Source organism: Streptomyces tagetis (assembly GCF_018069565.1).
GTDB classification, from domain to species: Bacteria; Actinomycetota; Actinomycetes; order Streptomycetales; family Streptomycetaceae; genus Streptomyces; species Streptomyces tagetis.
In genome coordinates this window covers 1,524,927-1,548,529 of the sequence record NZ_JAGPNL010000001.1, presented here as the reverse complement: position 1 = coordinate 1,548,529, position 23,603 = coordinate 1,524,927, and the positions used below count along the sequence as shown (strand labels likewise).

At 74.0% G+C, this 23,603-nt stretch carries 19 protein-coding genes and 1 riboswitch; of the genes, 3 read left to right on the top strand and 16 right to left on the bottom strand.

The window, feature by feature from the left end; genetic code table 11:
• Window positions 1-29 precede the first annotated feature (29 nt).
• The 12 genes from J5Y05_RS06540 to J5Y05_RS06485 form a co-directional block, all read right to left on the bottom strand.
• The gene (locus tag J5Y05_RS06540) at window positions 30-821 is read right to left on the bottom strand and encodes an enoyl-CoA hydratase (RefSeq protein ID WP_210868985.1); all 792 of its coding nucleotides are present in this window, start codon (window positions 819-821) and stop codon (window positions 30-32) included.
• Window positions 818-1,717, bottom strand: a complete 900-nt coding sequence (mmsB, locus tag J5Y05_RS06535) for a 3-hydroxyisobutyrate dehydrogenase (protein ID WP_307853730.1) — start codon at window positions 1,715-1,717, stop codon at window positions 818-820. Before mmsB ends, J5Y05_RS06540 begins: the two co-directional genes overlap by 4 nt.
• Window positions 1,714-2,781, bottom strand: a complete 1,068-nt coding sequence (locus J5Y05_RS06530; RefSeq protein ID WP_247614056.1) for an enoyl-CoA hydratase/isomerase family protein — start codon at window positions 2,779-2,781, stop codon at window positions 1,714-1,716. Before J5Y05_RS06530 ends, mmsB begins: the two co-directional genes overlap by 4 nt.
• A complete protein-coding gene (locus J5Y05_RS06525) occupies window positions 2,778-3,926 on the bottom strand; it encodes an acyl-CoA dehydrogenase family protein (RefSeq protein ID WP_210868983.1) in 1,149 nt (382 codons plus the stop codon). Before J5Y05_RS06525 ends, J5Y05_RS06530 begins: the two co-directional genes overlap by 4 nt.
• A gap of 6 nt (window positions 3,927-3,932) precedes the next feature.
• On the bottom strand, window positions 3,933-5,456 hold the full coding sequence (locus J5Y05_RS06520) for a CoA-acylating methylmalonate-semialdehyde dehydrogenase (RefSeq protein WP_210868980.1): 1,524 nt from the start codon (window positions 5,454-5,456) through the stop codon (window positions 3,933-3,935).
• A 186-nt stretch (window positions 5,457-5,642) separates the two neighbouring features.
• Window positions 5,643-5,816, bottom strand: a riboswitch (cobalamin riboswitch).
• Between the two features lie 302 nt (window positions 5,817-6,118).
• Entirely contained in the window at window positions 6,119-7,111 is a 993-nt protein-coding gene (locus J5Y05_RS06515) for an ABC transporter substrate-binding protein (RefSeq protein ID WP_210868979.1), read from the bottom strand.
• The gene (locus tag J5Y05_RS06510) at window positions 7,108-7,962 is read right to left on the bottom strand and encodes an ABC transporter ATP-binding protein (RefSeq protein WP_372450462.1); all 855 of its coding nucleotides are present in this window, start codon (window positions 7,960-7,962) and stop codon (window positions 7,108-7,110) included. Before J5Y05_RS06510 ends, J5Y05_RS06515 begins: the two co-directional genes overlap by 4 nt.
• Window positions 7,959-9,026, bottom strand: coding sequence for a FecCD family ABC transporter permease (locus tag J5Y05_RS06505; protein ID WP_307853728.1), 1,068 nt, complete (start codon window positions 9,024-9,026; stop codon window positions 7,959-7,961). Before J5Y05_RS06505 ends, J5Y05_RS06510 begins: the two co-directional genes overlap by 4 nt.
• Window positions 9,023-10,141, bottom strand: a complete 1,119-nt coding sequence (locus J5Y05_RS06500) for a FecCD family ABC transporter permease (RefSeq protein ID WP_247614055.1) — start codon at window positions 10,139-10,141, stop codon at window positions 9,023-9,025. Before J5Y05_RS06500 ends, J5Y05_RS06505 begins: the two co-directional genes overlap by 4 nt.
• On the bottom strand, window positions 10,134-11,924 hold the full coding sequence (locus J5Y05_RS06495; protein ID WP_210868977.1) for a siderophore-interacting protein: 1,791 nt from the start codon (window positions 11,922-11,924) through the stop codon (window positions 10,134-10,136). The genes J5Y05_RS06500 and J5Y05_RS06495 overlap by 8 nt, the downstream gene beginning before the upstream one ends.
• Before the next feature lie 274 nt (window positions 11,925-12,198).
• A complete protein-coding gene (locus tag J5Y05_RS06490) occupies window positions 12,199-14,442 on the bottom strand; it encodes an ABC transporter ATP-binding protein (RefSeq protein WP_247614054.1) in 2,244 nt (747 codons plus the stop codon).
• A complete protein-coding gene (locus tag J5Y05_RS06485) occupies window positions 14,439-16,100 on the bottom strand; it encodes an ABC transporter ATP-binding protein (protein WP_210868975.1) in 1,662 nt (553 codons plus the stop codon). The genes J5Y05_RS06490 and J5Y05_RS06485 overlap by 4 nt, the downstream gene beginning before the upstream one ends.
• A gap of 434 nt (window positions 16,101-16,534) precedes the next feature.
• On the opposite strand from J5Y05_RS06485, the gene J5Y05_RS06480 reads away from it, so the two are divergent.
• Window positions 16,535-16,927 (top strand): hypothetical protein, encoded by a 393-nt coding sequence (locus tag J5Y05_RS06480; RefSeq protein WP_210868973.1) that lies wholly within the window; start codon window positions 16,535-16,537, stop codon window positions 16,925-16,927.
• 138 nt (window positions 16,928-17,065) lie between these two features.
• On the opposite strand, the gene aztD is transcribed toward J5Y05_RS06480, so the two are convergent.
• The 4 genes from aztD to aztB all read right to left on the bottom strand — a co-directional run bounded on the left by aztD (window position 17,066) and on the right by aztB (window position 21,551).
• Entirely contained in the window at window positions 17,066-18,265 is a 1,200-nt protein-coding gene (gene aztD, locus J5Y05_RS06475) for a zinc metallochaperone AztD (RefSeq protein ID WP_210868971.1), read from the bottom strand.
• Window positions 18,266-18,453: 188 nt separating this feature from the next.
• Window positions 18,454-19,443: a zinc ABC transporter substrate-binding protein AztC gene (gene aztC / locus J5Y05_RS06470; protein WP_210868969.1), complete on the bottom strand. Its 990-nt coding sequence runs from the start codon at window positions 19,441-19,443 to the stop codon at window positions 18,454-18,456.
• Window positions 19,440-20,675, bottom strand: coding sequence for a hypothetical protein (locus tag J5Y05_RS06465; protein ID WP_210868967.1), 1,236 nt, complete (start codon window positions 20,673-20,675; stop codon window positions 19,440-19,442). Before J5Y05_RS06465 ends, aztC begins: the two co-directional genes overlap by 4 nt.
• Window positions 20,676-20,696: 21 nt before the next feature.
• Window positions 20,697-21,551: a zinc ABC transporter permease AztB gene (aztB, locus tag J5Y05_RS06460; RefSeq protein WP_210868965.1), complete on the bottom strand. Its 855-nt coding sequence runs from the start codon at window positions 21,549-21,551 to the stop codon at window positions 20,697-20,699.
• A gap of 15 nt (window positions 21,552-21,566) precedes the next feature.
• On the opposite strand from aztB, the gene aztA reads away from it, so the two are divergent.
• Window positions 21,567-22,310, top strand: coding sequence for a zinc ABC transporter ATP-binding protein AztA (gene aztA, locus J5Y05_RS06455; protein ID WP_210868963.1), 744 nt, complete (start codon window positions 21,567-21,569; stop codon window positions 22,308-22,310).
• 180 nt (window positions 22,311-22,490) lie between these two features.
• Complete coding sequence (locus J5Y05_RS06450; protein ID WP_210868962.1) at window positions 22,491-23,567, top strand: fatty acid desaturase family protein; 1,077 nt, start codon at window positions 22,491-22,493, stop codon at window positions 23,565-23,567.
• Window positions 23,568-23,603: the final 36 nt, after the last annotated feature.

Genomic DNA, 23,603 nt, shown 5'->3' with positions numbered 1-23,603 from the left:
GATCGCGGAGCCACGTCCGTCCATGCGGCTCAGCGGTGCCGGAAGGCGGGGGGCCGCTTGTCGGTGAAGGCGGCCATGCCCTCCTTCTGGTCCTCGGTGGCGAACACCGCGTGGAAGAGGCGGCGTTCGAAGCGGACCCCCTCGGCGAGCGTGGTCTCGAAGGCGCGGCCGACGGCCTCCTTGGCCATCATCGCCACCGGCAGCGACATGCCCGCCACGGTCTCCGCGACGGCCATCGCCTCCCCGACCAGTTCGCCGGCGGGCACGACCCGCGAGACCAGCCCGGCCCGCTCGGCCTCGGCCGCGTCCATGGTGCGCCCGGTCAGGCACATCTCCATGGCCTTCGCCTTGCCCACCGCCCGGGTCAGCCGCTGGGAGCCGCCGATCCCGGGGATCACGCCGAGCTTGATCTCGGGCTGGCCGAAGACGGCGGTGTCGGCGGCGAGCAGGATGTCGCAGAGCATGGCGAGTTCGCAGCCGCCGCCCAGGGCGTAGCCGGCGACGGCCGCGACGGTCGGGGTACGGAGCCGCCCGAGCCGGTCCCAGGCGGCGAACCAGTCGGCGAGGTACATGTCCAGGTACCCCCGCGGCCGCATCTCCTTGATGTCGGCGCCCGCGGCGAACGCCTTCGGCGAGCCGGTGATCACGATGCAGCCGCACTCCGGGTCCCGGTCGAGGGCCTCGGTGGCGGCCACGACCTCGTTCATCACCTGGAGGTTCAGCGCGTTGAGGGCCTTCGGCCGGTCGAGGGTGAGCAGGGCGGTGCGGCCCCTGCGTTCGACCACGAGGGTCTCGTACGCGACGGTCGGTTCGGTGGTCATGCGTCCTGTTCTCCGCTCTGCTCCCTGATGAGACGTACGATGCCGGAGAAGTCCTCCGTGTCACCGGCGCGTTCGGCGTAGGCCGCGTACAACTCGGCAGCGCGCATGCCCAGTTCGGCGTGGACGCCGCCCTTGCGGACGGCGTTGGCGGCCAGGCGCAGGTCCTTGGCCATGAGGGAGGCGGCGAAGCCCGGCCGGTAGCCGTGGCCGGCCGGACTGGAGGGCACGGGGCCGGGGACCGGGCAGTTGACGCTGAGCGCCCAGCACTGGCCGGACGCCGTCGAGGCCACGTCGTAGAGGGCCTGGTGGGAGAGGCCCAGGCTCTCGCCGAGCACGAACGCCTCGCTGACCGCGATCATGGAGATGCCGAGGATCATGTTGTTGCAGATCTTGGCGGCCTGTCCGGCGCCGGGCCCGCCGCAGTGCACGGCCTTCTTGCCCATGGCCTCCAGCAGGGGCCGCGCCTCGGCGAACTCCGCCGCTCCCCCGCCGGCCATGAAGGTGAGCGTGGCGGCCTCGGCGCCGACCACCCCGCCGGAGACGGGCGCGTCCAGGGCACGCATGCCGGCGGCGAGGGCCCGCTCGTGGGCGGTGCGGGCGTCGGCGACGTCGATGGTGGAGCAGTCGGCGAAGAGGGTGCCGGGGCGGGCGGCGGTGAGGAGGTCGTCGTACAGGCCCAGTACGTGGCGGCCGGCGGGCAGCATGCTGACGACCACGTCGGCCTCGGCGACGGCCCGCGCGGCGGAGGCGGCGGGCTCCACCCCCGCGACGGCGGCGGTCTCCACGGCCGAGGGCACGAGGTCGTGGCCGATGACCCGGTGGCCGGCCTTGACCAGGTTGGCGGCCATGGGTCCGCCCATGTGTCCGAGTCCGACGAACGCGACGGTCCGGTTCACCGGGCCACCTCCCCGGTGGTGCCGGCTTCGGCGGCGAGGCCGAGTTCGCGCTCGCCGAGGGGGGCGAAGTAGCGCTCGACGTCGGCGTCGGTGACCTCGGCGAGGGTCGGCGGGGACCAGCGCGGGGCGCGGTCCTTGTCGACGACCTGGGCGCGGATGCCCTCCACCAGGTCGGGGGCGTCCAGGGCGGCGAGGGAGACGCGGTACTCCTGGTCGAGGACCCTCTCCAGCGAGCCGAGGCGGCGGGCGCGGCGCAGGGACGCCAGGGTGACCTTGAGCGCGGTGGGCGACCGCGTGAGCAGGGTCCCGGCGGTCTCCTTGGCGGCCGGGTCGCCGTGGTCGAGGAGCCGCCGGACGATCTCCTCGACGGTGTCGGCGCGGTAGCAGGCGTCGATCCACTCCCGGGCGGCGGCGAGATCGCCCCCGGGCGCGGGCCGCGCGTGGCGGGCGACGGCGTCGGCGGCGGGGAGCGCGGCGAGGTCGGCGAGGAGGTCCGGCAGGGCCGCGGAGGGGATGTAATGGTCGGCGAGCCCGCACAGCAGGGCGTCGGCGGCGCCGATGCGGGCGCCGGTCAGCGCGAGGTGGGTGCCGAGTTCGCCGGGGGCGCGGGAGAGCAGGTGGGTGCCGCCGACGTCGGGGACGAAGCCGATCCCGGTCTCGGGCATGGCGATCACCGACCGCTCCGTGACGATCCGGACGCCGCCGTGGGCGGAGACGCCGACACCGCCGCCCATGACGATCCCGTCCATGACGGCCACGTACGGCTTGGGATAGCGGGCGATGCGGGCGTTGAGCCGGTACTCGTCGCGCCAGAACGCGGCCGAGGCACTGCCGTCGCCGTCCCGGGCATCGGCGTGCACGACGCGGATGTCGCCCCCCGCGCACAGCCCCCGCTCCCCCGCGCCGGTGAGGACGACCGTCTCGACGGCCGGGTCGGACTCCCACGCCGTCAGGGCCTCACCGAGGCGCAGCACCATCTCGTGGTTGAGGGCGTTCAGCGCCCGGGGCCGGTCGAGGACGAGGTGGGCGGCCCGGCCCGTGGTGTGGACGCGGACGCCGCTCATCCGAACGCCTCCGTCAGGCCGCGGGCCACGATGACACGCATGATCTCGTTGGTTCCTTCCAGGATCTGGTGGACCCGCAGATCGCGGACGATCTTCTCGATGCCGTACTCGCTGAGGTAGCCGTAGCCGCCGTGCAGTTGGAGGGCCCGGTCGGCCACGGTGTAGCCGGTGTCGGTGGCGAACCTCTTCGCCATCGCGCACAGGTACGGTGCCTGCGCGTCACCCCGGTCCAGGGCCTCGGCGGCCTGGCGGACCAGGGCGCGGGCGGCGGCCAGTTCGGTCGCCATGTCGGCGAGGCGGAAGCGCAGCGCCTCGGCGTCCAGGAGCCGCCGGCCGAACGCCTCGCGGTCGGCGAGGTGGGCGAGGCTGCGGTCGAGGGCGCTGCGGGCGCCGCCGAGGGAGCAGGCGGCGATGCCGAGCCGTCCGCCGTTGAGGCCGTTCATGGCGATGCGGAAGCCGTCGCCCTCCCGGCCGAGGAGCCGGCCGGCGGGCAGGCGGACCGCGTCCAGGACGACCTGGCGGGTGGGCTGGGCGTTCCAGCCCATCTTGCGCTCGTCCGGCCCGAAGCCGACGCCGGGGTCGTCCCGGTCGACGAGGAAGGCGGAGACCCCGCCCGGCCCGTCGCCGCCGGTGCGGGCCATGACGACGTACGTCTGGGAGGCGCCGGCACCGGAGATGAACTGCTTGACGCCGGTGAGCACCCAGTGGCCGCCGTCGGGGACGGCGCGGGTGGTGAGGGCGGCGGCGTCCGAGCCGGCGCCCGGTTCGGTCAGGCAGTAGCTGGCGAGGTCGTCCATGGCGCACAGGCGCGGCAGCAGGCGCTCGCGCTGGGCGTCGTCGCCGTAGTGGTCGATCATCCAGGCGACCATGTTGTGGATGGAGAGGTACCCGGCGATGGAGGGGCAGGCCGAGGCGAGGCACTCGAAGACGAGGACGCCGTCCGCACGGGAGAGGCCGCAGCCGCCGGCCTCCTCCCGGACGTAGACGCCCCCGAGCCCGAGCCCGGCCGCCTTGCGGAGCACGTCGACGGGGAAGTGCTTGTCGCGGTCCCAGTCGAGGGCGTTGGGAGCGAGGTGGTCCCGGGCGAAGTCGAGGGTGGTCTCGACGAGCGCCTTCTGGTCGTCGGTGAGCAGGGTGCCGGTCATGGCCGTTCAGCCCATCACGGGGATCGTGAAGCTGGCCCCTTCACGCCGGCCGGCGGGCCAGCGCGAGGTCACCGTCTTGGTCCGGGTGTAGAAGCGGACGGCGTCGGGGCCGTGCTGGTTGAGGTCGCCGAAGCCGGAGCGCTTCCAGCCGCCGAAGGTGTGGTAGGCGACGGGGACCGGGATGGGCACGTTGACGCCGACCATGCCGGTGTCGACCCGCCGGGTGAAGTCGCGGGCGGTGTCACCGTCGCGGGTGAAGATGGCGACGCCGTTGCCGTAGAGGTGCTCGCTGGGCAGGCGCAGGGCCTCCTCGTAGTCGGCGGCGCGCACGACGCACACGACCGGGCCGAAGATCTCCTCCTGGTAGATGCGCATGGCAGGGGTCACCCGGTCGAAGAGGGAGGCACCGGCGAAGAAGCCGTCCTCGTGGCCGGGCAGGGTGAAGTCCCGTCCGTCGACCACGAGTTCCGCGCCCTCCTGGACGCCGAGGTCCACGTACGAGCGGACCCGGTCGAGGGCGTCCCGGCCGACCAGGGGGCCGAAGTCGGCCTCGGGGTCGTCGCTGCGGCCGATGCGCAGGGCGGCGATGCGCTCTCGCAGCCGGGCGACGAGGGCGTCCGCGGTCTCCTCGCCGACGGGGACGGCGACCGAGATCGCCATGCACCGCTCCCCCGCCGAGCCGTACCCGGCGCCGATCAGCGCGTCGACCGCCTGGTCCAGGTCGGCGTCCGGCATCACGATCATGTGGTTCTTGGCGCCGCCGAAACACTGGGCGCGCTTGCCGTGGGCGGCGGCGGTGGCGTAGACGTGCGCGGCGACGGGGGTGGAGCCGACGAAGCCCAGGGCGGCCACCCTGGGGTCCTCCAGGAGGGTGTCGACGGCCTCGCGGGCGCCGTGGACGACGTTGAGGACGCCGGGCGGCAGGCCCGCTTCCAGGAAGAGTTCGGCGAGCCGCAGCGGGACGGAGGGTGCCCGTTCCGACGGCTTGAGAATGACGGCGTTGCCGCAGGCCAGGGCCGGGGCCGCCTTCCAGAGGGGGATCATCGCGGGGAAGTTGAACGGGGTGATCCCGGCGACGACGCCGAGGGGCGCGCGCAGGGAGTGGACATCGATGCCGGTGCCGGCGTTGTCGGTGAACTCGCCCTTGAGCAGGTGCGGGATGCCCGCGGCGAACTCCACGACGTCCAGACCGCGCCGGATGTCGCCGTGCGCGTCGGCGATCGTCTTGCCGTGCTCCGAGGAGAGCAGCCGGGCCAGTTCGTCCTCGTCCCGCTCGACCAGGCGCAGGAAGCGCGTCAGGACGCGGGCACGCCGCTGCGGGTTCCACTCGGCCCACTCCCGCTGGGCCTGGACGGCGACGGCGACGGCCGCCTCCGTCTCCGTCCGGTCGGCGAGGGGCACCAGGGCCTGGACCTCGCCGGTGTTGGGGTCGTACACGTCGCCGTGGGCCCCGGAGGTTCCCGGGGTGTGCTTGCCGCCGACGAAGTGCGTCAACTCGCGCACGGGGGCGCGTTCGTGCTCACGGACCATGACTGCCTGCTCTCGTCAGGAGGTGTCCGGGGATGGCGCACCGAGCCGGACACGGGCACACGGACATGCCGCGCGCGGGTGCCGCAGGGCGCGAGATCGCAGAGGCCGGATGCCCGTCAGACGGCGGGCTCGCCGGGGTCGTGGGTACACACCGGTGCCATGCGTGTCAGCTCCATCCTCGTGGACAACACGGAACATCCCGCGGCCGGTATCCTGACTCCCGGATCTGCGCGCGCCGTCCGCCTTCCCGACATGGTGCTCGTCAGTGGCGTACCGCTCGACGGCGTACTCCCCGGTCACAGTGGCGGGACCGTGCCGGAATCACACCGGCTTCCCTGCACCGCGGGCCTTGCCGCGACTATATAGTCGGACGTCCTAGTAAATCCAGGGACACGGCGGGCCTCCCCGGAGAACGGGCCCCGCACACGCCGTTCAGCCCTTGCGGGTCTTGATCTCCTCGGTGAGCCGCGGGACGAAGACATCGGACAGCCGACGCAAGGTCCGACATCTACCAGGTGGGTCTTCGTCGGTCCGTCCTCTCCGGGGGACCGGCGGCACACGGTCGCGGTGCGGGCGGTGGGCTCTTCCCGGAGTGGCGCCGGGAGATGACGCGTTCGTGGCCCGTTACCGGGGCGGTCACGGGCCACGAACGGGTGGGGTGCCTACTTGGCCTGGAGGTCCTTCAGCGCGTCCTCGACGCGGTCGAGGGTGTAGTTGGCGTCGGTGTAGCCGGCCACCGTGTTCTTGCCGCCCACGTAGACGTGGCCGTCCTTCACCGCCGGCAGTTGCCTGTAGAGCGAGGTGGCCTGGAGGTCCTTCATGAAGGCGTTGATCTCGCCGCGCAGGTTGGAGTCGAGGAAGAGGACGTCGGCGTCGCCGATCGCGGACGCCAGCTTCTCGTGGGAGAGGGTGGCCTCCGGCTCCTTCTGGTCCTTGACGATGTCGCTCTCCTGCTTGGAGTAGGTGAAGCCGAGCGGCACCAGCAGCGAGCCCTGCATGTTCTTCTCGCCCCAGGCGTAGAAGTTGTTCTCCTCGTAGGAGCCGATGACGCCGACCGTGCGGCCCTTGATGACGTCCGCGTACTTCGTCGCGATGCCCTTCTGGCGCTCGGTGAAGGCGGTCTGCAGCTCGTCGGCCTTCTCGGGCACGCCGAGGGCCTCGGCGACCTCCTCCGTCCGCTGCGTCCACTTGGCCCGGTCGCCGCCGCGGAGCGTGAAGGTGTAGACGGGCGCGATCTCCTTCAGCGCCTTGGTGGTCTCCTCGTCGTACACGTTGGGCGCGAAGATCAGGTCCGGTTCGAGGGCGGCGATCTCCTCCAGCTTGGGCTCCTGCTGGGCGACGACCGGGACCTTCTCCGCCGCGGCGGCCTGGTCCTCGGGGATGATGCCCTTCTCGAAGACGCCCTGGCCGACCAGTTCGAAGCCGAGGTCGAGGACGGGCTGGGTGGCGGCGTAGTGCAGGGTGACGATGCGCTTCGGGGTGTCCGGCACCTCGACCTCGGCGCCGGTGGCGTCGGTGACGACGCGGGTGGTGGACTTCGCGTCCTTGGTGCCCTTCGTGTCGGCGGAACCGGTTTCGCCCGAGGAGGAGCAGCCGGTCAGGGCGAGCGTCAGGACGGCGGCGCCCGCGACGAGCGTGACGGGGATGGACTTCATGGTGCGACCTTCCGGAGATGCGGCACAGCGGGCGCCGTGTGGCGGCCCTGGTGCCGGGTGATGATGTGAGGACCGCCGTTGACCGGGTCCTCGATGATGGTGGCCTGGATGTCGAAGACGTCGGCGAGGAGTTCGGTGGTGAGCACCTCGGCCGGGGGTCCCTGCGCGACGATGCGCCCGGCGGACATCACGATGAGGTGTCCGGCGTAGCGGGCCGCGTGGTTGATGTCGTGGAGCACGGCGACGATCGTGCGGCCGGCGGTGCGGTTCAGATCGGCGAACAGGTCCAGCAGGGAGATCTGGTGCGAGACGTCGAGGAACGTCGTCGGCTCGTCGAGCAGCAGGATCGGGCTCTCCTGCGCGAGCGCCATGGCGACCCAGGCGCGCTGGCGCTGGCCGCCCGACAGTTCGTCGACCGGGCGGGTCGTCAGTTCCGTGATCCCGGTCTGCTCCAGGGCCCGGCGGACGCTGTGCTCGTCCTCCCGGCTCCACCGGGACAGGACCGACTGGTGCGGGTAGCGGCCCCGGCGTACGAGGTCGAGGACGGGGATGCCGGCCGGGGTCACCGCCGACTGGGGCAGCAGGCCGAGCCGGGTGGCCAGGTCCTTGGCCCGCATCCGGTGGATGTCCTTGCCGTCGAGGTACACGGTGCCCTCGCGCGGTTTGAGCAGCCGGGACAGCGAGCGCAGCAGCGTGGACTTGCCGCAGGCGTTGGGGCCGAGGATCACCGTGAACTCGCCGTCGGGGATGCCGACGCTCAGGTGGTCGCCGATGACCCGGCCGTCGTAGGCCATGGTGATGTCGTCGGCGCGCAGCGAGGTGGCCGGCGACGGACGGGCGGGGGTGTTCACAGGGTTCCCTTCCGGTTCTCCCGGACGAGCAGCGTCAGGAGGTAGAGGCCGCCGACCGCGACGGTGACCACGCCGACGGGGAGGGCGACCCCCGGTACGGCGTGCTGGGCCACCAGGTCGGCGCTGGCGAGGATGAGGGCCCCGGCGCAGGCGGCGGGCGCGAGAGCGGTGCCGGACGCGCCCGCGAGCCGCCGGCCGACGTGCGGTGCGGCCAGCGCGACGAAGGAGATGGGCCCGGCGGCGGCGGTGACCACCGCGACGAGGACCACGCCGCCGAGGACGAGCAGCAGCCGCAGCCGGGCGGGCCGGACACCGAGCGCGGCGGCGACGTCCTCTCCCAGGTCGAACAGGGGCAGGGCCCGCTGGAGCCCGGCGCAGACGACGAGCGTCGCGACGGCGCCCACGAGGAGGGCGGGGCCGGTGTGGCTGAAGCTGACGGCGTTGAGGGTACCGGCGCCCCAGACCGCGGCGATCTGGGAGATGTCGGAGTCGGCGACGAGGTAGAGGTAGGTCTCCAGCGCCACCAGCATGGCGTTCAGGCCGATGCCGACGATCACCAGGCGGAAGCCGGCGGTGCCGCCGCCGCGGGAGAGGAGCACCACGAGCACGGTCACGACGAGGCCGCCGGCCAGGGCGCCGCCCGTGACCGCCGCGAGGCCCGAGCCGACGAAGGTGATCACCGCGACGCCGCCGGCCGACGCGCCGGCGGTGAAGCCGATGACGTCGGGGCTGCCGAGCGGGTTGCGGGTGATGCACTGGAAGAGCGCGCCGGCCACGCCGAGCATCGCCCCGAGCACGACGGCGGCCACGGCGCGCGGCAACCGCCATCGCACGACGAAGAGTTCGCTGACGCGCGTGCCGTTGCCGGTCAGCGCCCGCAGGACCTCCGCCGGGGAGTAGGTCACCTTGCCGAGCATGAGGGCGGCCACGGTCACGGCCGCGGTGAGGGCGAGCAGCGCGGCACACACGGCGACGGAGCGCACGGGCACCCGCGCGGAGATCCGTACGCGGCCGGGCGCACGGACGATCAGGTCGCCCTGGTCGGTCGACATCCACGCGGTCACTGGGTGTGCACCTTCCGGTGGGAGATCAGCCGGATCAGCACGGGGGCGCCGACGAACGCGGTCACGACGCCGACGGGCATCTCCCGCAGCGGCAGCGCCACCCGGGCCACGATGTCGGAGGCGAGCAGGACGACGGGGGCGGCCAGCGCCGACAGGGGAATGATCCGGCGCTGGTCGTTGCCGACGAGCAGCCGGCAGACGTGCGGCACCATCAGCCCCAGGAAGGTGATGGGTCCGGCGATGGCGGTGGCCGCGCCGGCGAGCAGGGCCACGGAGACGATGGTCAGCAGCCGTACGCGCCGGGTGTCGACGCCGAGGGAGGCGGCCGTGTCCTCGCCGAGCGCGACCGCGTTGAGCGGGCGCACCAGGGTGAGCGCGATCAGCAGTCCGACGACGAGGTATCCGGTGACTCCGGCGAGGTCGGTGAGCGAGCGCCCGGCCACCGACCCGGCGGCCCAGGAGCGGTACCCGTCGAAGGTGGTGACGTCGAAGAGGCGGATGGCGGTGGTGAAGCCGCCGAGCACGGCGGCGAGCGCCACACCGGCGAGGACCATACGGACCGGGGTCGCCGGTCCCTTGCCCGCGGAGGCGAGCAGCAGCAGGGCGACGGTGGCCAGCAGCGCGCCGGCCAGCGCGGGCAGCACCAGGGCGCTGGTCGAGGTGGAGACCCCGGCCCACAGCGCGAGGGTCACGCCGAGCGCCGCGCCGCCGTTGACGCCGAGGATGCCGGGGTCGGCGAGCGGGTTGCGGGTGAACGCCTGGATGAGGGAGCCGGCGACGCCGAGCGCGGTGCCGACGGCGATGGCCACGACGGTGCGCGGCAGCCGCGAGTCGAGGACGAGGGCGTCGGCCTGCGCGTCGCCGCGGCCGAGGACGGAGTCGACGACCCGGCCGGGGGCGATGCTCTCGGCGCCGATGAGGAGACTGGCCGCGACGCACAGCAGGAGGGCGAGGGCGAGTCCGGCGAGGACGAGGGGCATACGCGCCGACGACTCGGGGTCCGCGGCGGAGTCCGGCGCGGTCCCGGCGTGTCCCGTACCGGACGCGGAGGCGTCGTGCCCCGTACCGGACGCGGAGGCGTCCTGGGCGATGGCGGCCCGGGTGGGCTCAGACATGCGCGACGGTGACGGTTCCGAAGGGGCCGAAGCCCCAGCCGAGCACGGTGCGTTCGACGGTGCGGGCACCGGCCTCGCGCAGCAGGCCGGCGATGTCGTCGCTGGAGCGCAGCGGGAAGCCGGTGACGGCCAGGCCGGTGAGCACCTGTTCGGCGGCGTGGTCGTCGACGGCGGCCTTGTCGCTGGTGCGCTCGAACAGGACGAGGGCGCGGCCCGCCGACAGCGCCGCGCGCAGCAGGTCGCGGCACTCGTCGTCGGGGCGGCCCTCCAGGGCGGCGACCAGGACCGCGCAGTCGTGTCCTGGCCAGCGGGCCACGTCCGTGCCCGGCAGGTGCACGGTACGGCCCCGGGCGATCCGCTCGGCCACATGGGCCGCGGCCTCCCCGCCGACGGCGAGGGTGCCGGCGTCGCGCACGGCGGGGACCTCGGGCAGCAGGTCGAGGACGTACGCCAACTGCTCGGCGGCCCGGTCGTGGTGGGCGGCGTCGAGGGCGGGGTCGGCCGCGCGCCGCGCGCGCCAGGGCACGGTGCCCAGGCGCTCCGCGTGGCCGCCGGCGCGCAGCACGTCCAGGAGGTCGACGAAGGCCAGCGCCTCCCGGTTGGCCGGGTTGTCGAGGGAGAGGTCGTCGTGGGCGGAGTCCTCGCACAGCACCGCGCCGAGCGGGGTGTTGCGGAAGTGGTCGCCGTCCCGCTCCAGGAGGCCGAGGGCCGTCATGCCGTCCAGCAGCGGGGCGAGCCGGGCGGCGGGGACGCCGGTGTCGGCGGCGAGACCGTCCAGGGTGGTCACGCCGTACGAGACGGCCGGGTTGACGCCGAGCGTGACGGCGACCCGGGTGATGACGGGCGGGGCGAGTTCGGTCATCTCGTGGATCTGAAGCAGGAGATCGGCGGACGTCCCCTCGCCCTCGTCGGCGGAGACCGGCACCAGTCGCTCGGCGTCGTCCCGCGGGGCCTCCTCGGCCGCCGTCGTGGTCTTCGGGCGCCGCCAGTAGCCGACGACCTCGACGTCCTCCTTGGGCAGTCCCCGCTCGTCGCGCAGGTAGCGGCGGATCGGGGCGATGGTCATGGCCTCGCCGGCGACCCAGGCGTAGACGCGTCCTGCGGGCAGTTCCACGCGGCGCACCGCGTCGAAGAGCCGGGTGCCGGTGCCGGCGGGTTCGCCGTCGCGGACCAGCCACTCGACGCGCACGTCGGCCCGGGTCCCGATCTCCTGGCGGTCCGCCTCGGCGGGGACCTCGATCACGACGTGGCCCCGGGTGCCCTCGGGGGCCTCCTCCAGCCAGCGGGCGATGGCGGGCAGCGCGGTCTCGTCCCCGGCGAGCAGGTGCCAGTCGGCGTCGGTGTTGATCAGGGCGCAGGACTTCGGCCCCGCGACGTGGATCTCGTCGCCCGGCCGGGCACCGAACGCCCAGGAGGCGGCGAGGCCGTGGTCGTGGCGGACCACGTCGACGGCGAAGGAGCGGGTCGCCGGGTCCCAGGAACGGACCGTGTAGTCACGGGTGTTGCCGAGCACCTCGGGATTCCACGCGAAACGGTTCTCCTCCTGGGTGCCGATGCGCGGCAGTTCGCCGTCGGCGGGGGGAACGACGAGCTTGACGTGGTCGTCGAAGCCGTCGGAGCGGAACGCGGGCCGGTGGTGCCCCTCCCCCATGACGCCCTCGGCCAACTCGTCGCCGGTCAGCGTGATCCGCCGCATGTTCGGCGTGACGTCGACGACTCCGGCCACCGTCACGCGGCGCATGACGATCGGATGGATACGGAGGGGGCGGGACGAGCGAGACATGGGCACTCCGTGAAGATCAGTACAAGTTAGGCAAGGCTAACCTAATGCCTGTCGGCCCCGCACGGCCGTGACGCATTCGCAACCCTCGGGGCCGGGGGCGGGCGGCCTGAGCGGCCTGCCGGAGAGGTCCGGAGCCCGTCCCAAGCGGCGCTGCCGGAGCGGGCCGTGGTCCGCCCCGACGGGCCCTGCCGGAGCGGGGTCATGCTCCGGCCGGAGAGCGCCATGGACCCGGCCCGGCGGGCCCGGGAACGGCGATGACGCTCCCCGGCCGGGCTCAGCGGGGCGCCGGGACGGAGGGCCGGGGGCCGTCTTCGGGACCGGGCGACGGTGTGCCTTCGGGACCGGGGCTCGGGGCGGCTTCCGGGGTGCGGCTCGGTGCGCCTTCCGGGGTGGGCTGCGCCCCGACGGCCGGGTCGGGCTGCGGTGCGTCGTCCGGGGTGGGGCCCGGCACGCCTTCCGGGGTGGGGCCCGGCACGCCTTCCGGGCCGGGCCGCGGTCGGGCCTCCGGGCCGGGCCGCAGTCGCGCCTCCGGGCCGGGCCGCAGTCGCGCCTCCGGGCCGGGCCGCGGCACGACGGCCGGGGCGGGCCGCGGTCCGCCGTCCGGGACGGGTTGCCGCTGGTCCTCGGGGGCGGGTCGCAGGCCCGTCCAGCTCCACCACAGTTCGGCGTACCGCCCGCGCGCCGCGAGCAGTTCGGCGTGCGATCCGCTCTCCACCACGGCGCCCTGATCGAGCACCAGAATCCGGTCGGCCCGCTCGGCCTGCGTCAGGCGGTGCGCGACCAGCAACGTGGTCCGGCCACGGGTCGCCGCCTCTGCCGCCTCCTCCAGCATCCGGGCCCCGGCACTGCCCGCCTCGGCCGTCGCCTCGTCCAGCACCGCGACCGCCGGATCGGCCAGGGCCAGCCGCGCCAGCGCCAGGTGTCCGGCCTGCGCGGCCGTCAGCGGGTGGGCGCCCTCGCCGACCCGGGTCCGCGCGCCGTCCGGCAGGGCACGTACCCACTCCAGGGCACCGACGGCACCGAGCGCGGCCAGGAGCTGTTCGTCGTCGGCCGTGGGCCGGGCGAGACGCAGGTTGTCGAGGACGGAGCCGTGGAAGACGTGCAGTTCCTGGCTGAGCAGGGCGACATGACGCCCCAGCCGGCCCTCGCCGATCCGTTCGAGTCGCGCGCCGCCCAGCCGTACCTCGCCGGCCGTCGGCCGCAGCACCCCGGCGGCGACGGAGGCGAGCGTGGTCTTGCCCGCACCGGTGGCGCCCACCAGTGCCACGCGTTCACCGGGCTCGACCCGCAGCGTCACCTCGCGCACCACCGTACGGTCGCCGTAGGCGTGCGTGACACCGCGCAGTTCCAGGCTCGCGTCGGCCGGCGTCTCGGGGGCCTCCGGCTCCTGCGGCGGGCTCATGGTGGCGACCCCGGCCAGCCGGGCCAGACTCGCCCCGGCCTCCTGGACGTCGTCGAACTGCGTGACCAGGAAGCCGACCGGGTTGAACAGCCGGTGGAAGTAGAGCGCCGCCGCCGTCACCGCGCCCACCGTCACCGTGTCGGCCCGCACCAGGGCGAAGCCCGTGACGAGGACGGCGGTGAGGCCGATGAACTCCGCGAGGTTGAGCCGCGAGCTGAACCGGGTGAACAGCCGGAACACCGTCAGGGACACGTCGCGGGCGACCGCCGACCGCCGGTCCACGCGGCCCACGTGCTCCGCCTCCCACCGGTAGGCGCGCAGGGTGGACGCCCCGCGCAGGGAGGTCACCAGCGCCTGGGTGCGCACACCGGTCGCCACCCGCTGCTCGGCGTAGAGCGGGCCCGAACGCGGCAGGTACCAGCGCAGCGCCAGTACGTACACCGGCGCCGCCGCCAGGCCGGCGAGGCCGAGCCGCCAGTCCAGGGCGAACAGCCCGCCGATGGTGAGCACCACGGTGAACACGGCGTTCACGAGGGGTGGTACGACGCCGGAGACGGCCGCGGTGACGACGGCGACGTCGTCGCCCGTACGGGCGAGCAGGTCGCCGGTGCCGGCCCGCTCCAGCGTCGCCGACGGCAGGTGCAGCGCGCGGTCGAGCACCCGGTCCCGTACCCGGGCCAGGACGGTCTCGCCCACCCGCGCGACCAGGGCGGCGCCGACCCCGGTGAGCACCCCGGCGGCCACCGCGGCGGTCCCGAGGGCCACGATCACCGGCGGCAGCCGGTCGGTCCCGGCGCCCGCCCGTACGTCGTCGACGAGCCCGCCGAGCACCCAGGGGGCGACGAGTCCCGCGACGCCGGCCAGCAGCGTCACGACCGCGGCAGCCGCCGTGATCCCCCGGTGACCGGACAGCTCGGCCCGCAGCAGCGCCCAGGTCCGGCGCGGCGAGGCGACGGGCAGCAACTCGTGCGCGTCGTCCGCTCCGTACTCGCCGTCCCGCCCGTCCGTCGCGGCCCCGCCGGACCGCTCCTCGGTCACAACCCCGCCGGACCGCTCGTCCCTCCCGGCCGCGCCGCCCGGCTCGTCCGTCGCGGCCACGCCCGTCCGCTCGCTCATCGCAGGACCGCCTTCCGGTACGCCGGGTCCGACGCGGCGAGCAGGGTGTGGGTGCCGGTACGCACCGCGCGACCGCCCTCGATCACGACCACCCGGTCGGCGCGGGCCAGCAGCGCGGGACTGCTGGTGATCACGACGGTGCAGTGCCCCCGGCGGTGGGCGGCGAGCCGCTGTGCCATCGCCTCCTCGGTCACCGCGTCGACGGCGGTGGTCGGCTCGTGCAGGACGAGCACGGGAGGCGAGGCCAGCAGCGCGCGGGCCAGGCCGATGCGCTGGCGTTGCCCTCCGGACAGGGAACCGCCCCGCTCGGTCACCCGGTGCTCCAGGCCCGCGGGGTGGAGGGCGACGATGTCGTCGGCCACGGCCGCGGCCACCGCCCCGGCGATCGCCTCGTCGCCGTGGGCGCCGCCGGCCGTCAGGTTCTCCCGGAGGCTCCCCTCGAACAGCGCGACGTCGTGCTGTTCGACGAGGACCGTGCCGCGCCGGGCGCCGAGGGCGAGTTCCCCGGCCGGCACACCGCCGACCAGGACCTCTCCCCCGTGTCCCGCGGCCTGACCGCCGATCACCGCGAGCAGCGCGTCGGCGTCGCGCGGGTCGTGGGCGACGACGGCGGTGAACTCTCCGTGCGGGGCGTGCAGGTCGAGGCCGTCCAGCGTCCGGTGGACCACGTCACGCAGCGTCAGGCCGGCCTGTTCCGGCGCGGTCTCGCGGGTGCCGGAGGGCATCTCGGGGACGGCGTCCACGGCAGCGGCCCAGCGCCGGGCGGAGGCACGGGCCCGCGCGGTGATCTGGCCGCAGAAACCCAGGGTGCGCAGCGGCTCGGCGATGAACTGGGCCAGGCCGACGACCGTCACCAACTGCCCCACCGTGAGCCGTCCGGTCAGCGCCGACCAGCCGGCGAACCCGGCGACCGCGGCGAGGAACAGTCCGCTGCTCGCCACCGTCACCCCCTGGTACAGCCCGGTGGTCGTGGCGGCGCGCAGCCCGGCTCGAAGCGCCTCCTGGCCGACCACGTGGTAGCGGTCGGAGGCGGCGGTCCGGGCACCGATCCCGCGCAGGGTGCGTACCCCGCCGAGCAGGTCCGCGGCCATCGCCGTGACGCGCCCGGTGGCCTGTTGCAGGACGGCGCTGTGCCGGGTGAGCCGGGGGCCCACCCGCCCGTTGAGCAGCACCGACAGCGTCACCCCGGCCAGCACGCCGAGGCCGAGGGGTACGTCGATGACGAGCAGGGCCACGGAGGAGACGACGATCGCGGCGACCGCCCCGATGCCGATGGACACCGCCCGGATGATCAGCGCGGTCTTCTGCGCGTCCGACGAGGCCACCGTCAGCATCTCGCCGGTGCGCAGACCCGTACGGCGCCCGCGCGGGTCCAGCCCGGCACGGGCCACGTCGACGCGCAGCAGGTGCGCCTCCCGCTCCAGCGAGGTCACGCCCTGCCGGGCTCCGTGGCGCCAGGCCAGGGCCAGCACGGTGAAGAGCACGGCGAGGCCGGCCACCGACCGGGCCAGCGCCGTGAGGTCGCCGGTGGCCACGGCGCGGTCGATGATCAGGCCGATGGCGATGGGGACGGCGGCCTCCGCCGTCTGGTGCAGCGCGAGCAGCAGCCAGCCGGCCGTCAGCCGCCCGGAGTTGCGTCGCAGGGACGCCGCGAACACCGTCCGGGGCAAGCGGGGTGCGGGCGGTTCCGGCAGGGGGGCCGGCGAGGCCGGGGCGCCCGCGGCCGGCGGACGGTTCGGGGTCCGCGTACTCCCGGACGAGGGCGGGCTGCCAGGCATACGGGGGCCCTTCACGATCAGGTGCCAGGAGCGACGACAACGTAACAGGTCAGGTTAGGGTAGGCAAACCTTACCCATAACGCCATGTCGGCCGGTCCCAACGGAACGTCGGCCCGCTCCGGGCAGGAGGCCGGCGGCACGGATCGCGGCGCGCGCCCGCCGGGCCACCGTATGCGGAGGTCACGGGCGGGCGCCGGGCCCCGTGGGCGGCCCGCTCCGGCGGCTTTCGCCGCCTCGGCCGCCGGGACCGCGTTTTGCCCGTGCACCCGTGGTGACTCGACTGGAGGACACCCCCATGCAACGAGGTGAGAAACATGCTGGTGCTGGGTCTTCTGCTCATGGCGTGCGCCGCCGCCTTCGCAGGTCTCCTGATCGCGTACAACCTGTCCGGTGGTCCGGACTACACCGTGACCCTGCTCGGGAGCACTCCATTCACGATCAATACGCTCGGTGCGTTTCTCGGCGGTATCGCCCTGACGCTGATCTTCGGCCTGGGCATGTGGATGCTCCTGGCCGGAACGGCGCTGGCGCGTCACCGCAGCAAGAAGGGCCGCCGACAGCGTGAGACCGCCAGGCAGGCCACGGCGGAGCGCGACATGATGGCCGACCGCCTCGACGAGCGGGGCGGCAGCACCGTGGACGAGGCGGCAGGACACCGCCGCCCCGCCATGCACCGGCCGCAGTGGATGCGCTCGCACGGGCACTGACCGGGGCGCGGACGGTACTCCGCCGCGCCCTGCCACGGGCCCGTCCCGGGCGTTCCCGAACCGAAGCGTCGCAGCCCTCGGCAGGCTGGTGTGCGCACCGCCCCCGCGACCTCCCGGCCGCGGGGGCGGTGTGCGCGCTCAGTCCCCGGCGACCACGCCCGACAGTTCGTTGGTGCTCTCCGGCAGGGTCACGGAGGTGATCTTCTCGCCGGTCTCCAGGTCGACGGCGTGCAGGGCCTTCTTCCCGGGGTCGGAGACGTACGCCGTCGCGCCGCGCACGAACAGCGTGGGCCGGGCCTGCTGCCAGTCCAGCGGCTCCTGCCACCCGCCGATGACCGGGATCTTCTTCTCGGTCTCGCCGCTGTTCTGGTCGACGACGTGCAGGGCGCCGTCGGTGCCGAGGACGAGGGCCTCGCCCTCGGGGCCCCGGGCCAGCGAGCGGAAGGAGTAGCTGGTGCCCAGGTCGACCAGGCGCAGCGTCTTCTTCGCGGTGTCGATGAGGGAGATGCGGGTGGGCCGCTCCAACTCGGCCTCCGGGTCGGTCTTGTAGTCGCCCAGGAGGACCGGGGACGCCTCGCTGCCGGCCTGGTTGCCGATGCGTCCGTACGCGTCGGGGGCGTCGACCTTGGTGAACTCGCCGTGGTGGTAGATGAGTACGCCGTCCTCGCAGCCGACGGCGACGGCCTCGTCCTGGGCCGCCGCCTCGCCGTGCACGCCGGGGCACTTCTCGTTGCGCGCGATCTCCTGGTTCCTCCGGTCCAGGACGAGGGCGCCGGTTCGCTTCTCCTCGGTGCCCAGCGTGCTGAGGAGCCGGCCGTCGGCCAGTTCGATGGCGACGCCGTGGTGGGGTTCCGCGGAGGTGTACGTGCGTCCCTTCGGCTTCTCGCCGGAGCTCAGGTCGGCGGGATCGAAGACGTTGACCTCTCCGGTGCCGTCGGTGAACAGCACCGTCCTGCCCGCGTGGCGGACGACGTGGCCGGGCTTGGCGCCCGGGTAGGCGATGTCGGTGAGGGTCTGTCCGGTGGCGTTCAGGACGCGGAAGCCGGTCTCGGTGGAGACGACGACGTGGTCGGCGTCACCGGCGGGGCTGACGCGGTTGAAGCCGGGCAGCTCGATCGTCGCGGCCGGCTTCAGGCTCTCGCCGTCCAGGATGTACAGGCCGCCGTCGAAGGTGGCGACCAGCGGGTCCCTGACCTCGGTGGCGGGTGTGGCGCTCGCGGTGCCCTCGGCCTTGGCCGCGGACGAGGAGTCCTGTGTTCCGCAGGCGGTCAGTACGGTGGAGACCGCCAGGGCGAGTGCCGTGCCGGTGAGGGCCCTGCTGCGTATCGACGTGTTCATCGGTGTGTTCCGTGTTCCTTTCGGTGCCGCCCGGTGGCGGCGGTGGAGACGTGAGGCGTACGGCCCGGACGGCCGGTGTCCCGGGGAGGCCGGGAGGGCCAGGAAGTTCAGGAAGTTCTAGGCAGTTCAGGGATGCCGGGGAGGGCCGGGCAGGGTCGGGCCGGGGGGACCGGGGAGGTCCCGCGACGTCAGTCGCCGTCGGCGCCCGCCGTCAGGCCGTCGGTCATGGCGGCGGTGTTGGCGCGCATCATCCGCAGGTAGGTGTCCGCGCCCCCGCCCTCGGCGGTCAGCGACTCCGAGTGGAGCCGTACGACCCGGACCCGGCCGCCCAGTTCCGTGCGCAGGACCTCGGCGAGCCGGGTCGGCTGGGAGGAGTCGGCGAACACGGTGCGTACACCGGCCTGTTCCATCGCCTCGGTGAGCGAGCGGAGGTCGGAGGAGCTGGGTGAGGCCAGGGTGGTGCCGCTCGGGACGACGGCGCCGATCACGCGGAGGCCGAAGCGGTCGGCGAGGTAGCCGAAGACGTGGTGGTTGGTCACCAGAGCGCGCCGCTCCTCGGGGACGCGCTCGAAGGATCTCTCCATCCACGCGGTGAGGTCGGCGAGTTCACCGGCGTAGCGGCCTGCCTGGGCGCGTATCGTGCCCTCGTCCACGCCGCCGACGTGCTCGATCACCTGGTCGGCCAGGAGTCCGGTGGCCCTGCGCACCCGGTCGGGGTCGGTCCAGAAGTGCGGGTCGGGTTGCCCCTCCCCCACCGTGGGTCCGCCGTCGTCGGACGTCCGGAAGGTGAGCGGGCCGACCGCCTCGCCGACCGCGAAGGTGGCGACGCCGGACTCGCGGGCCGCGTCCACGTGCCGGAGGACGTTCTCCTCCAGCCCCAGGCCGTTGTGGACGACGAGGTCGGCGCGTTCCAGCGCGGCGGCCTGCACCGCCGACAGGCCGAAGGAGTGCGGATCGGCGCCGGGTTTCATCAGGACCGTGACGTCGGCCTCGTCACCGACGATCCGCCGGGTGATGTCGCCGAGGATGTTGGTCGTGACGACGATACGGGGCCGGTCCTCGCCGGTCGTGCAGCCGGAGGCGGCGGCGACCGTGACCAGCGCGAGCAGGCCCACGATCAGCCGGCGCAGCCGGGCCACGCCCACCCGCACGCGCCGGTGCGCGGCGTTCCGGCTCATCGGCCGGTCTCCGCCATCAGGACCGGCGCGATGTCCAGGGCGAGGGTGCGCGCGACGCGCAGGCCGTCGTTGTAGTCGATCTCGAACACCCTCCTGCCCTCGGCGTCGTTGACGTAGGCGCGGCTGCGGTCGACCTCGATGACGGGGGCGCTGCCGTCGGTCCGGGCCCGCTGGTGCGCGGTCAGGAGCGGCTTGGTCCGCGCGGTCTGCCTCCCGGTGGCGACGTCGTAGCCGTGCAGCGCGCCGTCGGTCTCCAGGACGAGCAGCGGGGAGCCCTTTCCGGCGGTGTTGGCGGCGACCACGGGCCCGGTCTCCACGCGCGTCCAGGTCCGTTCGGTGACGTCCAGGACCCATACGGCGGCGTCTCCGGCCGGCGCGGTGAGGGTGTCGCCGCCGGGGCGCTGCCGGAAGGAGGCGGCCCGTTCCGCCGCCGGCACGTCCTCGCCGTACGGGATGCGCTCGGCGGTGAAGGCGCCCTTCTCCTCGCGGACGAGCAGGGCGCCGTCGGCGCAGCCCAGGACCACGCCGCGCCGGGTGACGGCGTCGCCGCGCGGCTCCTCGCAGTCGGCCTCGGGGGAGGCGACGCGCCGACCGGTCCGGTCGAGCACGGCGAGCCGCGCGGTGCCGCCCTCGTCCTCGAACGCCAGCAGGTGTTCCCCGTACGGCACGACGGCACCGGTGTGGGTACCCGTCAGGGTCCGGGAAGGGGCGATCGTGCCCTTCTCCAGCTCGCCCCGGTCGTAGAGGACGGTGCGGCCGTCCTCGCCGGTCACGGCGGTCACGGCGGCGTCGCTGCGCACCTGGGCCCCGCGGCCCGCGGGGAGTCCGCCCACGTCGCGTATGGCGGCGCTGTAGTAGTGGACGTGGTCCCCGTGGTCCACCATCCAGGCGCCGCCGTCGATCACGTGTGTGCCGCCGGAGGAGTGGAGGTAGCCGAACCGGCCGTCCGTGCCCAGCCGTACGGCGCCTTTCACCGAGGCCGTCTCGTGCGCCGTGCCGCTGACGAGGTCGAGAACCCGGCTGTCGCCGCCGCGGGGGTCGTTGAGGAGGAGACGGGACTGCTGCTCGGCGGCCTCCCGCGCTCCCTCGACGTACCCGTGCGGAGTACCGGAGGCCGAACTCATCGGGGTGCGGGGGCTGTTGTCCTTCTCCCCCGCACAACCCACGGTGAGCAGCGCGGTGAGCACCAGGACGGCCGAAGCCCGGGGGGTGACGTTTCCAGGGACGGTCATGACGATCGCCTCCAACTTCCTTCAGTCGACTTCGACGGCGGGGACGGGAGCCGGGCGCGTACGGCGGTGACGCAGGCCGGATGCCACGTGGGAGAGGAAGAACAGGCTCACCGCGAGGGCCGAGACGGTGGCGCCGGCGGCGGTGCCCAGGTGCCAGGACAGGAGCAGACCGCCGAACGTGGCCGCGCCGCCGAGGAGCGCGGCGAGCGCCATGACCCCGTGGACTCCGCGCGCCCACGGGAGGGCGGCCGCCGGCGGGGCGAGGAGCAGGCCGAGGACCAGCAGCGTGCCCACGATGTGGAACGAGGCCACGATGGCCAGACCGAGCAGGCCGAGCAGTACGGCGTGGGCCAGGCGCGGGCGCAGGCCCAGTGTCCGCGCCTTGCGCGCGTCGAACGCCAGGGCGAGGAAGGCGCGGTGGCCGAGGGCCGACACCACCAGCGCCGCGGACAGCGCCGCCGCGAGCAGGTGGAGGTCCTGTCGCCGGACGGCGAGGACGTCGCCGAAGAGGAAGCCGGTCAGGTCCACGGCGAACGACTGCGAGCGGGACACGATGATCACGCCGAGCGAGAGCATGCCGACGAAGAGCAGTCCGATGCCGGTGTCCTGGGACAGTCTCGGCGTACGTCCGAGCGCGGTGACGCCCGCCGTCATGACGGCGGCGCTGGCCACCGCGCCCACCAGCAGGTTCCCGCCGCACAGCGCGGCCAGCGCGACCCCCGGCAGCAGACCGTGGGACATCGCGTCGCCGAGGAAGGCCATCCCCCGCAGAACCACCCACGTGCCCGCCAGGGCACAGATCGCGGACACGAGCATCCCGCCCCACAGGGCACGCTGCACGAAGGTCGCCTCGAACGGGGCCGTCAACCATTCCATGGCGACGACACTACAATGACAATCATGTTCAACAAACCACCCTCCTCACCTCCCGCACCCCCCGAGCGGGCTCCTCATGTCCGTTTCACGGAGCTGTGCGCCGGCTACCCGGGGCGCCCCGTCCTCCGCCAACTCACCGCGGAGATACCGGCCTTGGCGACGACGGCGCTCGTCGGCCCGAACGGCAGCGGCAAGTCGACCCTCCTCGGCGTGCTCGCCGGTGTGATCCCTCCGACATCCGGCGCACTGCGCCACCACGGGGCACGGCCGCCCGCCTTCGTTCCGCAGCGCGGGGCCGTCGGCGACGCCCTGCCGCTCACCGTCCGGCAGACCGTGGAGATGGGGCGCTGGGGTGAGCGGGGACCCTGGCGCCGGCTGACCCGCCGGGACCACGCGACCGTCGACCGCGCACTCGACCGGCTCGGCATCGGCGACCTCGCCGCACGCCAACTGGGAGAGCTGTCGGGCGGACAGCGTCAACGCGCGCTCATCGCCCAGGGGTTGGCACAGGAATCGGACCTGCTGCTTCTCGACGAACCGACCACGGGCCTGGACCCGGAGGCGAGGCGACGGATCGGTGCGCTGCTGACGGCACTCGTCGCGGACGGGGTGACGGTCGTCCAGGCCACCCACGACCTCGATGCGGCACGCGCGGCGGACAGGTGCCTCCTGCTCCGGGACGGTCGCCTCGCCGCACAGGGACACCCGGACCGGGTACTCACTCCGTCGACGCTGACCGACCTCTGGCAGCCACGCTGAACCACCGGTCCGCCACGCGCCGCCGCGATCGGTGACGGACACCGGCGAACCGGACGAATGCCCTGCTCAGGGGGTGCGGAGGTGGGGATATCCCCCTGGGAGGTCGGGGGTCCGGCCCCCCGCGGGCCCTCAGGCTGACCGGCTGGTGGCGGCGGGTCGGCCGCCGCCAGACTCACCGGTATGACGATCACCCCCGACACCACTGCCACGACCGGCCCGGCCACCGTACGGCCGCGCGGACCCCGCCCCGACGCCGGCAGCGACTTCGCCGGGCTGTCGCGGCGCATCACCGAGGCGGGTCTCCTGCGACGGCGCCCCGGGTACTACACGGTGCGGCTCGGTCTGGTGATCGGGCTGCTGGCGGCGGGCTGGGCGGCCTTCGTCGCGCTGGGCGACACGTGGTGGCAGTTGGCGACCGCCGCCTTCATGGCCCTGATGTTCGGCCAGGTCGCCCTGGTGGCCCACGACCTGGCGCACCGGCAGGTGTTCCGGAAACGCCGCGCGAGCGCGGTCTGGGGCCGTCTCTTCGGCAACCTCGGCATCGGCATGAGCTACGGCTGGTGGATGAACAAGCACACCCGCCACCACGCCAACCCCAACCACGAGGAACTCGACCCCGACGTCGCCCCGGACATCCTGGTGTGGTCCACCGACCAGGCCCGCGCCAGCAAGGGAGTGGCCCGGTTCATCGGCGGTCACCAGGCGTTCCTGTTCTTCCCGCTGCTGACGCTGGAGGGCTTCAACCTGCACGTGTCGAGCGTGCGGGCGCTGCGCTCCCCGGCGCTGAAGAACCGCCTGCTGGAGGGTGCCCTGCTCTTCCTGCACATGGCGGCCTACGTCTCCGCGCTCTTCCTGGTGCTCTCCCCCGGCAAGGCCGTGGCGTTCCTCGCCGTGCACCAGTGCCTGTTCGGCGTGTACCTCGGCTGCACGTTCGCCCCGAACCACAAGGGCATGCCGACCTTCACCGGCGACGACCGCCCCGACTTCCTGCGCCGCCAGGTGCTCACCTCCCGCAACGTGCGGGGCGGCCCGCTCACCGACGTGCTGCTCGGCGGGCTCAACTACCAGATCGAGCACCACCTCTTCCCCGGCATGCCCACCCCTCACCTCCGGCGGGCCCAGGTCGTGGTCCGCGCCTACTGCGCGGAGATCGACGTGCCGTACCACGAGACCGGCCTGCTCCAGTCCTACCGCGAGGCCCTCACCCACCTGCACCGAGTGGGCGAGCCCATCAGGCAGCGACGCAAGGCGGCGTGACGGCGGGACACCGAGAGCAGGGAGGCGGCCCTTCCG